Source organism: Xenorhabdus griffiniae (assembly GCF_037265215.1).
GTDB classification, from domain to species: domain Bacteria; phylum Pseudomonadota; class Gammaproteobacteria; order Enterobacterales; family Enterobacteriaceae; genus Xenorhabdus; species Xenorhabdus griffiniae.
This window is the reverse complement of the sequence record NZ_CP147737.1, coordinates 542556-556720: the sequence shown is the minus strand read 5'-3', so window position 1 is coordinate 556720 and position 14165 is coordinate 542556. Positions and strand designations below refer to the sequence as shown.

Annotated in this window: 11 protein-coding genes and 1 pseudogene; 2 read left to right on the top strand and 10 right to left on the bottom strand. The window is 44.0% G+C overall.

Translation table 11 applies throughout. From position 1 onward, the window contains the following. Nucleotides 1–67: 67 nt before the first annotated feature. From WDV75_RS02440 to WDV75_RS02410, 7 genes are all read right to left on the bottom strand, one after another. Entirely contained in the window at nucleotides 68–1405 is a 1338-nt protein-coding gene (locus WDV75_RS02440; RefSeq protein ID WP_273571716.1) for an HlyD family type I secretion periplasmic adaptor subunit, read from the bottom strand. 51 nt (nucleotides 1406–1456) lie between these two features. Then, on the bottom strand, nucleotides 1457–3211 hold the full coding sequence (locus WDV75_RS02435) for a type I secretion system permease/ATPase (RefSeq protein ID WP_273571715.1): 1755 nt from the start codon (nucleotides 3209–3211) through the stop codon (nucleotides 1457–1459). 37 nt (nucleotides 3212–3248) lie between these two features. Beyond that, nucleotides 3249–3569: an AprI/Inh family metalloprotease inhibitor gene (locus WDV75_RS02430; protein ID WP_273571714.1), complete on the bottom strand. Its 321-nt coding sequence runs from the start codon at nucleotides 3567–3569 to the stop codon at nucleotides 3249–3251. Between the two features lie 156 nt (nucleotides 3570–3725). Continuing rightward, nucleotides 3726–5159, bottom strand: coding sequence for a serralysin family metalloprotease (locus tag WDV75_RS02425; protein WP_273571713.1), 1434 nt, complete (start codon nucleotides 5157–5159; stop codon nucleotides 3726–3728). A 683-nt stretch (nucleotides 5160–5842) separates the two neighbouring features. Continuing rightward, the gene (rlmM, locus tag WDV75_RS02420) at nucleotides 5843–6940 is read right to left on the bottom strand and encodes a 23S rRNA (cytidine(2498)-2'-O)-methyltransferase RlmM (protein WP_273571712.1); all 1098 of its coding nucleotides are present in this window, start codon (nucleotides 6938–6940) and stop codon (nucleotides 5843–5845) included. Next, nucleotides 6933–7328 (bottom strand): DUF423 domain-containing protein, encoded by a 396-nt coding sequence (locus WDV75_RS02415; RefSeq protein WP_189760673.1) that lies wholly within the window; start codon nucleotides 7326–7328, stop codon nucleotides 6933–6935. Before WDV75_RS02415 ends, rlmM begins: the two co-directional genes overlap by 8 nt. A 34-nt stretch (nucleotides 7329–7362) precedes the next feature. Beyond that, nucleotides 7363–8280: a transcriptional regulator GcvA gene (locus WDV75_RS02410; RefSeq protein ID WP_273571711.1), complete on the bottom strand. Its 918-nt coding sequence runs from the start codon at nucleotides 8278–8280 to the stop codon at nucleotides 7363–7365. Nucleotides 8281–8701: 421 nt separating this feature from the next. On the opposite strand from WDV75_RS02410, the gene csdA reads away from it, so the two are divergent. Then, on the top strand, nucleotides 8702–9910 hold the full coding sequence (gene csdA, locus WDV75_RS02405) for a cysteine desulfurase CsdA (protein ID WP_273571710.1): 1209 nt from the start codon (nucleotides 8702–8704) through the stop codon (nucleotides 9908–9910). Between the two features lie 479 nt (nucleotides 9911–10389). On the opposite strand, the gene WDV75_RS02400 is transcribed toward csdA, so the two are convergent. Then, nucleotides 10390–10836, bottom strand: a complete 447-nt coding sequence (locus tag WDV75_RS02400; protein ID WP_273571709.1) for a VapA/VapB family virulence-associated protein — start codon at nucleotides 10834–10836, stop codon at nucleotides 10390–10392. 689 nt (nucleotides 10837–11525) lie between these two features. Between WDV75_RS02400 and csdE the strand changes: the two genes are divergently transcribed. Then, nucleotides 11526–11984: a cysteine desulfurase sulfur acceptor subunit CsdE gene (csdE, locus tag WDV75_RS02395; RefSeq protein WP_273571708.1), complete on the top strand. Its 459-nt coding sequence runs from the start codon at nucleotides 11526–11528 to the stop codon at nucleotides 11982–11984. Between the two features lie 6 nt (nucleotides 11985–11990). Here csdE and tcdA read toward each other — a convergent pair. Next, nucleotides 11991–12788 (bottom strand): annotated as a pseudogene (gene tcdA, locus WDV75_RS02390) (tRNA cyclic N6-threonylcarbamoyladenosine(37) synthase TcdA); the annotation flags it as partial. Nucleotides 12789–12876: 88 nt separating this feature from the next. After that, nucleotides 12877–13974: a murein transglycosylase A gene (gene mltA, locus WDV75_RS02385; RefSeq protein ID WP_273571707.1), complete on the bottom strand. Its 1098-nt coding sequence runs from the start codon at nucleotides 13972–13974 to the stop codon at nucleotides 12877–12879. Nucleotides 13975–14165: the final 191 nt, after the last annotated feature.

Sequence of the window (14165 nt, the reverse complement as noted above, 5' to 3'; positions counted from 1 at the left end):
TCCTGAAAAATAGGGGGGATAAAGAAACCCGTCTATTGGCAAAACTGTGATACATCAACATTCCCTATTACTCCTCAATCAGTGAGGTAGACGCCCTGTCCATTAATGGTTTGAACAGATAACTCAACAACGAACGCGAACCTGTTTTGACGAATACCTCAACCGGCATCCCCGGTTTGATATTCAATCCTGCCAGTTTCTCCATGCCTTCAGGACTGACTTTCAATCGCATCTGATAGTAAGGCTCTCTTGTCCGCTCATCCACCAAACGGTCAGCCGAAACCACCATCACCTTGCCCGTGACTTTCGGTGTCCGGTTCTGGTTAAACGCAGTAAACATCAAATCAACATCTTGCCCCACGGTCACTTTATCAATCAGGTTCACCATCAAACGCGCCTCAACTTCCAGCGCACGCTGAGTTGGCAAGATCTCCATTAATTTCTCACCCGCCGCCACGACGCCACCTTGGGTAAACACGGTTAACCCAACCACTGAACCATCCACTGGCGCAATAATAGAAGTATGTGACCGATCAAATTGTGCCGTTTCCAGCTTATTTCCCAGCTCATTTGCCAGAACCTGTACATCGGCCAATTGGCTGCGCACTTCACGTTGATAATCTGCCTGACGCTGGATAATCCGCTGCTGCGTTTCCTGCCGCTGCTTTTCAAGCTGACCAACTTTTCCTGTCATTTCCGCGATACTGCCACTTAATTCACTTTGGCTACGCAGTAATTCCAGATAACGGTTGCGGGGGAAATAACCCTCTTCCGTCAGGGGACGCAAATTCGTCACCTGTTCCTTAAGCGAAACTTGCTGCTGCTGTTTACTCACCAAAGCTTCCCGTAACCCCTTGATTTGAAAATTCAGTCCCTCTTCGGCTTGCTGCATTCCCGCCAAATCACTGCGCAACATTTCACGACGTGATAAAAAAAGCTGTCTTTGCAAGGCCAGAGTCTCGTTAATGCGTGGCTCCGACGACTGATCCAATAACATCGGCGGAAAAATAATAGCGTCCTGTCCTTGCTGCTCGGCCAAAAGTCGGGCTTCTGTTGCCCGTGTGGTATAAAACTGCTGCTTCAGGGAGTCAATTTGTGCATTAACCTGCACCTGACTGAGCTGAACCAAAACCTGACCGGCCTTTACGTGTTCCCCCTCTTTCACCTGAATTTGACTGATAATGCCATTAAGCGGAGACTGTATTGTTTTGCGATTACCATCAACGACGACAGTACCAGAAGAAGCCACCCCTTTATCGAGTGGCGCAAATGCCGCCCAGATGGAAAATCCCACAATACCGAGCCCAATAATCAACCAACCTATTCGCAGGTAACGATTTGCATCCAGCGGCAATAATTCCGACACCTCATTTTGGGTATCCTTTGCGTTAGTCTGATAAGACATCTTTACTCCCAGATCGAAATATCCCAAGGATTAAAATATGGCTGAATCATGTTATGAGGCACGTTCGACCGCTTTTAACTGTGACGAAGATTGAGACAGCGCCGCCATCACTTGCTGGGAAGAGCCAAACATTTTCATTTTCCCCTGTACCAACAGCAAAATTTTGGTTGTTTGCGAGAGCAATGAAGGCCGGTGAGTGATAACGACCACCGTTTTCCCCTGTTCCCGTAATTGGGCGATCGCATGGCTTAAGGCTTTTTCGCCAATATCATCCAGATTCGAGTTAGGTTCATCCAACACCACCAGCGATGGGTTGCCATACAAGGCACGGGCCAAACCTATTCGTTGTTTCTGTCCACCGGATAACCCCATGCCACCCGCACCAATGACCGTGTCATAACCCTGTTCAAGATTGAGCACCAATTCATGGACACCAGCTTTTTTCGCCGCTTCGATGACTTTTTCCGGTTCAACATCATTAAAACGCGCGATATTCTCCGCAATTGTGCCGCCAAACAGTTCAATATCCTGCGGCAGATAACCAATGGATGCCCCTAACTCATCTTTATTCCATTGGTAGATATCCGCATCATCAAGCCGTACAACGCCTTCTTGCGCTGGCCATATCCCTACCAGCAAGCGGGCTAATGTCGATTTCCCTGACGCACTGGGGCCAATCACACCCAGCACTTCACCGGCATTCAAGGCTAAATTGATATCCTGCAAAACATATTGGTTATTGGATGATGATCCGTTTTGCGAAGCCTGAAGTACCCGTGTTTTACGCGGTGGCATTGCTGATACTTTTTCCATCAGCAACACACCTTTAGGCTGCGGCAACGACATACCACTTTTGCGTTCTGGTTGGGCTTTCAGCAGCTTGTCCAGCCGTTGCCAGGACAAGCGGGCAGCGCTCCAGCTCTTCCAAGCCTGTATCAACTGTTCAATCGGCGACAACGCTCTTCCCATCAAAATGGAACCGGCAATCATCATTCCGGGTGTGATACTCCCTTCAATCGCCAACCAGCCACCTAAGCCAAGGATCAACGACTGCAAGGCCATACGTACTGTTTTGGTCAACGCCGTGATAGCGGCTGAACGTTCACTGGCAATACGCTGAAAATTAAGAAAACGCTGATGCAGGCTAAACCAACGACGGCGCAATGCGGGCAACATACCGAGCGCTTCGATCACTTCGGCATTACGCAGGTTGGTACTGGCTAAGTTGGCAGATCGTAAAGAAAGATGACTGGCTTCCGCCAATGGCGCTTGAGATAACCACTGGTTCAATACCGCCAGCATGATCAATATGATCGCCCCAAGTAGCGCCAACAATCCCAAATAGGGGCTGAACAAAAAGATGACGCCAAGATAGACCGGAAACCAAGGGGCATCAAAAAAGGCAAACAGGGCATTGCCGGTCAGAAACTGGCGGATAGTCGCCAGATCATTCAGCATTTGCCCTGCATCGGTGGAACCATTTTTCAGATTGGATTCATAGGAAGCGGTATAAACCCGCTGGTTCAGGCACATATCAAACTGACTGCCGATACGGATCACTACCTGGCTGCGGATATATTCCAGCCCGCCCATCATGGCGAACATCCCCAATGTGATCAACGTCAGCATCAGCAAGGTTATTTCATTACTGGATGGCAGTACGCGATCATAGACTTGAAGCATATAAATGGAGGGAACCAGCATCAGCAAGTTTATGAATGCCGTAAATAGTCCAATAGTCCAGAAGACCTTGCTGCGTGCACGGATAACCTCCGTGATTTCATCCTTCGGAAAACGTAATTTCACTGCGATCCCTTCATCGTTAACGGAGCAAAACAAATCGTTATTTATATGCACCACTGAATGTCATGACCAGTTCCCTGCCATCAACAAAATAAGCAATCCACTGTTCTGACTCAGGACTGAAAAAGGCCAAACTATTGCCATTATTATCGGTCAATGTGATGCCATCTGGAGATGGATACCATCCTGCAACAGGCTGCCCAATCAACTCAGTGACACACGCATTCCCTTTCAAAGCCCAAAGCGAACTTTCGGGTAAACGGGTATCAGTCAGTTCAATATTGCACAGCTTATTTCCATCGGAGAGTTGCCATAATCCTTTCAACTCACCCGCGGTTTGAAGCCTCAAACTACTCGCCATACATCCTCCTGCCCAAAAGAGAGAGAAAATTATCGATAAGAGCAATTTCGATCTATAAAACCGACCGCCACAAAACAAGAAGTTCACCATTTCCACCTTTCCATCATGTCCATAATACTGCCGTATCCTGTGGGGAATACGGCAATATTTTATTAATTAGACGATGAAATCCGCTTCAGTTAACGGTTGACCGACAACTTTCACCAGAAAATCGTTGCCAGCCAGATCACCACCCAGGCTGATTTCCAGATTAGTGACCTCATCCACTTCGTCATAAGTGAACAACACTTCGCCCGCCTTACCTGAGAACGAATCGACAAATTTGATATCGCCAGTACCTCCGAAATTGAATTCAGACAGATCGATCTTGTCTTCACCCGAGACGAAATCGTGGATCCAGTCTGGATTGTCTTTCAGAGATTCTTTGCCATCCAGGTAAACAAAGGTATCGTTACCTTCACCGCCCCACAGATGATCACCGCCCAGGCCGCCATAAATAATGTCATTGCCGGCGCCACCTTTCAGGATGTTATCTGCACTGTTACCCACCAGAATATCGTCGCCGCTGCCACCAATCGCATTCTCAATAACAACACCACGGGCGATAGAAACGTTGCCTTTCAGGCCGCCAACATCAGAGAAAGCACCTTCATTCAGGTTGATACGCTGATTTTGAGTAAAACCAGAGAAATCAAAAGTATCTTCACCACCCGCATCCCAGACACTGAACACCAGTTTGCTGTTCGCATCAGTTGCGGTCATGAAGTCGCGGCCAGTATTGGAATTGAAACCATATATGGTGTCTCCCGTTCGGGTTTCCATATTCGCACCATACAGCTCCTGAATGGCAGAGATATCATTCAACAGAGGTGCCGATGAATATTCATATTTAAAATCTTGGCCTGTATATTTTTCACTGAAATAACTCATGACTGTATAGGCACGAGAATCTTCGAAATATTCGGCTTTAGTGATATAACCTGGGCGCACTTTATCAGAAGCATCGTAATCGGCAGGGTGCTCCAATCCTAGTGCATGGCCAATTTCATGGGTGAAAGTCTGGCGAGCATATCCATTCACATCAATATCATTGTCTGTAAAAGTATGGCTTGTCGCGTCATACCATGTAAAAGCGGTTTTTTGTCCTTGCGGCAGAGTGGCAAACGCATAATCACCGTCGTCACTATGATCAAAGAAACCAAAAGTAATATTCGCTTTTCTAACACTACTGACTTCGGTAAATTTAATATTGGCAACGTCAGACCAGGATTGCAAAGAAAGTTTCGCAGCTTCTTTTTGTTCTTCATTAAAAGCACTGAAACCAGAAATTTTAAACAACGGCATGATAGCCGGTTTCGATTCCATGAAATGGTACGATAATTCCAAGGTGCCAGAAGAATCAACATACTTATTGGACCACTTATAGTGACCTCGCAGAAGCTTATCAGGTGCATTGTCTCCTAATGGATCATGCGCAACCCGAATAGAGGCATCGTAATTTGGAACATAGGCTTTAAGAAATGAATTAACTTCCTGGACGGAATTGGAATCAGATAACCCCGTATAGGTATACTTTTTCTTTGAGGCCATATCAATCTCCTGTAGAAACAAGACAAATATCCTAATAACCCGAAATTTTGATAATAACGGAGGTAAGAGTTTTAAATTCTTTCTAAGCCCCACTTAGAAATAAAACTCCAGAATAAAATAGCGTTAGTTACTGTCTGTGTAAAAATAATTCATATACTTTTTTAGAATACATATTAAACAAATTTAATTTATGTAATTAATTATTAATTTCTCACTGTAATTTTTTTGATAGTAAAAAAACAACATGATTTAGTAATAAATAATGTTGTTTTTATCTGCTGAAAATTGATTTTAAGAAAGGATTATCTCTTTACCTGTTTTTTTCCTGCCTTTTTAAATATGGATCATTTTTTATTCAACTTGAAATTAATTCTATACTAATCTAACTTCAAGAACCGTGTGATTTCTCCCCGCTTCGCAGGGGAGAAATCAATTTTCATATCGTGTTGTAAATTGCAACTTGAAGTTTAATGTGTATATACCAATCTCACTTCAAGATGCGTCTTATATCTCCCCCGCTTCGCGGGGGAGATATAAACCACACATTGATTTATAAGCCACAACTTGAAAGGTAACGCGTATATATCCCTGGGTTTCACACTTGTATTTGAGATAAGGGTAACTGAAATCGTTAAATTAAGTGGTATTACAACAAATAAATAGAATAATAATAAAGAATTGTATTAATAATCTCGATTAGTGGCATACACAGACCAAATACGACGGATGTGTACAGTGATCTCTTCACGATCGTGATACAGGTGTTTCGCCTGAATCTGCGCATTCACACCATTCTCTTTCAATTGCTGTTCTATTTTTTGCAACAGATGAGCGACTTCCTCATAGCGCTTTTTCATCGGCAACTTAAGATTGAATATCGCCTCACGGCACCAGCTTTTTACCAGCCAATCCGTCATCAATTGGGCGACTTTGGCAGGTTTTTCAACCATGTCACAAACCAGCCAATAAATGTTTTTCACTGATGGTTCAAATTTAAAACCATCCACACGATGATGCTTTACCTGACCTGTGTCCATTAAGCTATCAGCCATCGGCCCATTATCTACCGCATGAACCATCATACTGCGTTTTACGAGTTGGTAAGTCCATCCTCCCGGGCAAGCACCGAGATCGACGGCATGAAGGCCGCTACCCAGACGCTCTTCCCATTCGTCATAAGGAATGAATATATGAAAGGCTTCTTCCAGCTTCAGCGTTGAACGGCTTGGGGCATCCGAAGGGAATTTAAGACGAGGAATACCCATATAAAAACGGGAATTATTATTGCTGTAGGAATACCCAACATAGCAACAGCCCGAAGCAATGAAAAAGACATGAATAACAGGACGACTATAATTTTCCTTTACCAGCAGAAGTTTTTCCTGACGCATCGCATTACGCAGCGGAACAGTAAACTTACGGCAAAACTTCATCAACTCCTTGCCTTCATTGGTATCCGGTACCTCGACACGCAGCTCGCCCGCCCTCTCAATGACACCGCTCAACATGCCAACAATCGGGGTAATGCGATCTTCCTGCGGCAAATCTTTCAGTAATTCGCCCACAACCAACATTTGACGAGCAAAAACCAATTCACCAAACGGTATTTCACGGATCAGGCGATCCGCATCATCGGGTTGATAACACTCAAACAGCACATATCCACTGTTTTCTTTCACACGGGCAAAACCGTAAATTTCTCTTTTACCCGCCCGATCGGTAATCTCTGCCGCACACTCTTTTTCAAAACCAGGGCGGCAATATAAAGCAACTTTATTCATGGCTAAGCGCCGATTTCCTTAGACGCAGAGCGCCAATTAATACACATAACCAACCAATGAGAAAACTGAACCCACCAATTGGTGTCAAATAAACCAAAAATTTTAGCGGTAAAAAGGCCAGACAATAAAGGCTGCCACTAAACAGCACAATTCCCGCCGTAAAAAAAATTCCACTCCAACCAAACAGCGTTACAGGCTGGCGCATCAACAAAGCAGCCAAAATCATCATGGCGAGTGTATGTAGTCCTTGATATTGCAGGCCGGTATGAATCCATTCCATCTGACGTGGTGTCAGGATAGGCGCTAACATATGTGCTCCCATCGCGCCCAATGCCACGTAGAAAAAACCACTGATCCCAACAAAAATAAGCATCGTTCGACTGCTCATCACAGGCTCCTGTCTCTGTTTGTCAGCTATTAGATTATTGGGTAATAAATCCTAACCTTTCTTGCTCAGTTGCTGCCTGGGTTAGTATCCATTTGCGGAAAGCCGCAATCTTGCCCAATTCTGCCTGATTATCGTGGCAAACCAAATAAAATGCATTCTTACTGACCAAAACATCATTAAATGGGCAGACAAGGCGCCCTGCATCAATTTCATTTTGTGCCATCACATTATTGGCTAGCGCAACACCTTGACCATGCACCGCCGCCTGGATCACCATCGCACTATGGCTGAATATTGGCCCTTGCTGGACATTAATCTGTTGCTGCATATCAAGCTGGCGAATATAGGCTTGCCAATCCCGTCGGGATGAATCATGCAACAGCGTATGCTTGGCAAGATCGGCGGGCGTTTTCAATGGGCGATCCCCCGTCAGCAGCGCAGGAGAACAGACAGGCAGCAGATATTCGGGATAAAGGCGATCGGTGCGCAACCCTGGCCAGTTGCCTCTGCCATAAAAGATCGCGACATCAACATCATCAGCCAGTTTATCTTCTTCCCGATCCACTGCCTGAATGCGAACATCAATCCCCGGAAAGCTCTGATTAAAACCGGAAAGCCGAGGTACTAACCACTGAATCGCAAAACTGGGGGATAAACTAACCGTTAACGCGCCCTTGGCACTGCGAGCCTGAAGTTTGCGAGTCGCGTCATTGATAGCAGTAAAAATCTCCTTGATATCGAGATAGTAACTCTGCCCCTCTTCCGTCAACAATAACGAACGATTGCGACGACGAAAAAGCTTTAATCCCAGGAAATCTTCCAGACTTTTCATTTGATGGCTAACAGCGGCCTGAGTCACAAATAATTCTTCTGCTGCTTTAGTAAAACTTAAATGACGGGCCGCGGCATCAAAAACGCGTAACGCATTGAGTGGAGGTAAACGTTTAGACATGTTCGTTTCTTATGTGTTCTTTTCCTATATAGGGGTGACGATACCGGTAACTCTTTTCATTCAGTTATTAGTTTTTGTAATCCGAAGCATTATAATTTGTCCATTGATGATATACCAGCAAATCCCTATAGTGTGCGCACTTCCTAAGCCGGAACGAAAAGTCTCTTTGTAGCGATACATTGAAGCTTTTGGCTTTGTGGTTGTGATGTTGTGTTTGCAAGTTGTCTGGGAAACCAGGCTTTGTAGCATAAGCTACTGTTTTTTTTCACTTCCTGTACATTTACCCTGTCTGTCCATAGTGATTTTTTATTGCACCGCAGTTGCGGTGCTTTTTTTCCCTGCTTTCTCCTGTAGAATTCCCTGTCTCTTGATTAAAGAAAATCTTATTCTTTATCACACAACGATTAAATTAGCAGCGTTTATGAAAGCCTTTGACTCAGAAAAATTCCGCCAGCAGTTTCCTGCCCTGCAACAATCCACCACATTTCTGGACAGTGCCGCCACAGCATTAAAACCGGCATGTATGATTGAGGCGACCGAACACTATTACCAAAACCACAGTGCAACAGTACACCGCAGTCAACATGCCACTGCGCAGGCTATGACTGCTCGTTATGAGCAGGCTCGTTCACTGGTGGCGGAATTGATCAATGCGCCATTGCCTGAAAATATTATCTGGACAAAAGGAACTACTGAGTCCATCAATCTGGTTGCCCAAAGTTACTTTCGCCCTCGTCTGAATGTCGGTGATGAAATCATTGTCAGCGAGCAGGAACACCATGCTAACCTGTTACCGTGGCTGATTCTGGCAGAACAAACCGGCGCTAAAATCGTTAAATGGCCGATTGGCAATCGACGCCAACCAGAAATTGATACCCTGGCAGCACTCTTGAATGAAAAAAGCCGCTTAGTTGCCATCAGCCAGATGTCTAACGTTACCGGCGCCGCAGTAGATTTGGCACAAGTTACCGCACTCGCCCATCAATATGATTGCCGTGTTTTGGTCGATGGTGCTCAGGGTATCGTTCACGCACCGGTCAATGTACAACAACTGAATATCGACTTTTATGCCTTCTCTGCACATAAACTGTATGGCCCAAATGGATTGGGGGTGTTGTATGGCAAAAATGAATGGTTGAATGCGATGTCACCGTGGCATGGCGGCGGAAAAATGCTGACTCAAGTTTCGTTCGATGGTTTCACACCGGAAGCCGTGCCTTATCGTTTTGAAGCGGGGACACCCAATGTTGCCGGTGTGGTCGGGTTTGCAACGACGCTGGAATGGTTGAAAACGCTTGATATCCAGCTCGCAGAATCCCATGCGATTGCCCTGACGGATTACACCGAACAGCAACTCAGTATGCTGGCGGGATTTAACAGTTACCGTGTAGCGGGTTCCAGCTTACTGGCGTTCAATATCGCCGGAATACACCACAATGATTTAGCAACGCTGATTGCCGAACAAAATATCTCTCTGCGTTCAGGCCAACACTGTGCTCAGCCATTGCTGGATGCCCTTGGGATCAGCGGCTGTCTGCGTGCTTCGTTCATGCCTTATAATAACCAGCAAGATGCGGATAGATTGATAAGTGCCGTAAAGTCTGCGCTAGCGTTGCTGCTGGATGATTGATATTGCTTGGATTCGCCTAATAAGTGCAATTTACAACACGATATGAAGCCTGATTTCTCCCCGCTTCGCGGGGAGAAATCGCACGCATCTTGAAGTTAGATTGGTATATAAAAACCTATCAAATATATTTTGGTGGGTTTTCAGCTTAATGGCGGATCACTATCTAACTTTAAATCCCCATTTTGTTGATCAATATTTAATTAAATTATTTTAACTTGATAAATTCGGTTAATATAATAAATACAACATCATTAACCTGTGAATAAAGTAAAAATCCGTACTCCTTTAAATAATCCATAATAATAGCCCTTGCTGTATAAAATATTACACAGCAAGGACATATTAGATTTAACTTAAATTATATATACGCATTAAACTTCAAGTTGCAATTGATAACACGATATGAAACCCGATTTCTCCCCGCTTCGCGGGGAGAAATCACACGCATCTTGAAGTTAGATGGGTATATGATAAAGAATTTAACTCCATGAACCTGATCCACCACCAATGCCTGATATAGTGGAAATAGCGGCGCTTTGGAAGTGACCAAGCAGATGACTGTGTGAGTCAAAGAAAAGTAAACTAAGGTATGCAAATGTTGAATTAAACTCGAAACTTACCGTATCAGAATAAAGTTTACCCAAATCGTCTGTATAAATATAGCCTTCCATCCAAGCAAAACCAGCAGAAGTCAGCCCACCAGCCTTCCCGCTAAAAGACTTTTTATCAATATCTGTTTCCAGGCTAAACATGATGAAAAAGATGAAGCTTTGTGCATCACCTGTAGCGTAATATTTCTCGCTCTTTGGAGAAGCTATTTTTTTTACGGCCTCACCGATAATATCAGGTTCCAATTTACCCTTTGCATCTCGTTTAAAATCTTCAATGATTTTAAGTTTTATTTCATTGTGTTCTATTTCGTTCATAACATTATCCTCTTTTATATTCCATGAAATGGAGAAAAAAACAGATAAGATATATGATTTTATTATTTAATTTAATAACTCATCACAATAGACTTTCCTATATACGCATTCAAATTCAAGTTGCAATTGATAACACTCTACGAAATCTGATATCTCTCCGCTTCGCGGGGGATATCACACGCATCTTGAAGTTAGATTGGTATATTAGAGTAATTAATAATGAAACAATACATCTATATAATTATATAGTATGGTTAGTTATTTATAATAGACTAAATAATATTTTATTATATTTACAATATTCTTATGCATAATGATAATAGATAAATATTTCCATTGGGAAATATTCATAAAGATCAATAAATAATATCTATTAAAAATGTGACTGCTCCTCATCCTATCGAGCAAGCAACTGTCTTAAGCGATATTTTTACATCAAAACTTGCATATCCACCATCGGTTGGATATATAAAACTGTATCATCAGCCTATGAAAGACTATACCAACCTGACTTTAAGATGCGCGTGATTTCTCCCCGCTTCGTGGGGAAACATCAGGTTTCATAGAGTGTTATCAATTGCAACTTGAAGTTTAATGCGTATAAATGAAGAATAAAGCGCTTCGTATGATATTGATGTAATTTGATTTTATTCACATTTTTCCTTTCCCAAAAGTAAGATAAATAACCCATGACACAACTCTCAGATACTATCTTGGCTCCGCATCCATTCGGAACAGAAATTACACAGCAGCAACTTATTGAAAACTTTCAGCAATGCAAATTGTGGGAAGATCGTTATCGGCAGCTCATCGGCCTGGCTAAAAAACTGCCTCCTTTAGCGGATGAACTAAAACAGCAAAATATCGAAAGATCCGGCTGTGAAAATCGCGTCTGGTTGGGGTATCAACCACTTGCAGACGGCCGATTGCATTTTTATGGCGATAGCGAAGGCCGTATCGTCAAAGGGTTATTGGCAATCCTGCTGACTGCCGTAGAAGGCAAAACCCCAGAGCAGGTTGTACAAATACCTTTGGCCGAGCTATTCCAACAACTCGGCCTGGAACAACAACTCAGTGGCTCAAGGCTCAATGGCGTGAAATCCCTGATAAATACCGTTCAGGAAATAGCAAGCACTTACATTCATTAGGTTCGCTTAAAGCCTATTTTCCCGTTCAGCTTTCGCCACCATCTTCTTCAATGCGTGGGATACCGCAACAAAACCAAAAGTCGCCGTAACCATCGTTGCGGCACCAAAACCAGAAGCGCAATCCATTCGCTTGGAACCCTCCGCAGTGCTTTTGGCAGCGCAAACTGTACCGTCAGATTGCGGATAAACTAACTGTTCGGTTGAAAAAACGCAGTCAATACCTAATTTACCTTTGCCATTTTTCACTACGCGGTAATCCGACTTCAAGCGCTCCTTCAATTTCGCCGCTAATGGATCTTGTACCGTTTTTGCTAAATCCACCACCTGGATCTGGGTAGGATCAAGTTGCCCACCCGCTCCACCCGTTGTCACAAGTGGGATCTTATAGCGGCGACAATAGGCCAGTAACGCCGCTTTCGGCCGTACGCTATCAATGGCATCAATAACATAACTAAACTCTGTGGATATCAATTCAGCCACATTATCAGGGGTGACAAAATCATCAATGCAAGTCACCCGACATTCAGGATTAATCGCTTGTATCCGCTGTGCGATGACTTCCGTTTTAGGTAAGCCCACATTCTGTACCAACGTGTGCAACTGACGGTTGGTATTGGTGATGCAGACGTCATCCATATCAATCAACGTAATAGCACCAATACCGGTACGCGCCAGCGCTTCTGCCGCCCATGAACCCACACCGCCAATTCCGACAACACAGACATGAGAACGGGCAAATAATGAAAGCGCTTTCTGGCCATATAACCGCGCCGTACCAGCGAAACGCTGAAGATAAGCATCAGAGAGAAACTTGCATTGCTAAATAAATCCTGCATAAAACCTACCTCTATTGAGATAGGTTATCGATTGATCGTTTAAACTGGAGGGGATCTTACTGGTTTGCCGCCAAAAAACCAGATGATGCTTTCTTCAATACCCAAACACGGCCATAGTGATTATAAAAACCCGCCATTTCACCCGCTTTTTCTCCAACACCGTGATAAATATCGAAATGATTTCCTTTGATGGCACCACCAACATCCAACGCTACCATCAGGCGCATCCGATACTGGCCGGTAAATTTGCCCTTTTCATCCAGCACAGGCACTTCCGCCAGCAAAACTGTTCCGGGAGGGATTAATGATTTATCAGATGCTACCGACGCTTTTGCAATAAGAGGCACGGCACTGGCCCCCCTCACAAGCGTATAAGATTCAGGCTTAAAGAAAACGAATGAAGGATTCTGCTCCAGCACTTCTCTCACTTCGGCTTCACTATGCTGTTCTCCCCATTGCCGGATAGCTTTCATCGACATTTTTTCGCTCGGTACTTCTCCACGGTCGATCAGCACCTTGCCAATACTGCGATAGGGATGTCCATTCTTTCCTCCATAGCCAAAAAAGGTCAACGGACGCCCATCGCCAAAATCGACATAACCACTCCCCTGGACTTCCATCATGAAATTATCCATCAGGGAGTTACTGTACCCGATAATAAATTTCTTGCTCAGTGCGCCTCTGTATATCTCAGCGCGACTTGGTAAGCGGGAACGTAAATGAGTTGGCATCCGATACAGTGGATATTTAAACTCACCTTGCTGAGTATGTCGTGCTTGCAAAACAGGTGTGTAATAGCCGGTAAACTTCACGTTGCCGTATTTATCTTCACCTTCCATCTGATAAGCCAGTAAACCGAATTCATTTAAATCACGGGTATCACCACCAGACAGCATCCAGTGTTCAATTGCATTAAATAATTCACGGTTATTGTCATAAAGGCGAGGAGAAGCTTTGCTGATATATTCAACTTGAGTAGCAAAATCCTTGGCATTAACCGGAAAACCTTCGGCATTAGGGATATTAACCAACTGGAGGCTTCGGGTAATTCGCCCATCCTTATACTGCTGCGCCTGATCAGTAGGTCGAAAATGGCATCCCGATAATAACGAAATGACAAATCCAAATAAAAGATATTTGCCCCAAATTCTCATATTACTGCCTTATCTCTAAATGGTTTTCATAATACTGAGAGTATCAGATATTGGAGTTCCTTACCCCGCGCGCCACGCGCCACGCGGGGTAAGGAATACTCCTATTATTTTGAAACTCTATTTAGCCATCACTTATTCAGATCACGAACAATATCAAACAGTAATAAATAATGAAATGTAGTTAGATTAAA

Bases quoted from the DNA above. Each gene is read 5' to 3' on its own strand.
- WDV75_RS02440 (WP_273571716.1), bottom strand. From the start codon at position 1,405: ATGTCTTATCAGACTAACGCAAAGGATACCCAAAATGAGGTGTCGGAA.
- WDV75_RS02430 (WP_273571714.1), bottom strand. From the start codon at position 3,569: ATGGCGAGTAGTTTGAGGCTTCAAACCGCGGGTGAGTTGAAAGGATTA.
- WDV75_RS02425 (WP_273571713.1), bottom strand. From the start codon at position 5,159: ATGGCCTCAAAGAAAAAGTATACCTATACGGGGTTATCTGATTCCAAT.
- rlmM (WP_273571712.1), bottom strand. From the start codon at position 6,940: ATGAATAAAGTTGCTTTATATTGCCGCCCTGGTTTTGAAAAAGAGTGT.
- WDV75_RS02415 (WP_189760673.1), bottom strand. From the start codon at position 7,328: ATGAGCAGTCGAACGATGCTTATTTTTGTTGGGATCAGTGGTTTTTTC.
- WDV75_RS02410 (WP_273571711.1), bottom strand. From the start codon at position 8,280: ATGTCTAAACGTTTACCTCCACTCAATGCGTTACGCGTTTTTGATGCC.
- csdA (WP_273571710.1), top strand. From the start codon at position 8,702: ATGAAAGCCTTTGACTCAGAAAAATTCCGCCAGCAGTTTCCTGCCCTG.
- WDV75_RS02400 (WP_273571709.1), bottom strand. From the start codon at position 10,836: ATGAACGAAATAGAACACAATGAAATAAAACTTAAAATCATTGAAGAT.
- csdE (WP_273571708.1), top strand. From the start codon at position 11,526: ATGACACAACTCTCAGATACTATCTTGGCTCCGCATCCATTCGGAACA.
- mltA (WP_273571707.1), bottom strand. From the start codon at position 13,974: ATGAGAATTTGGGGCAAATATCTTTTATTTGGATTTGTCATTTCGTTA.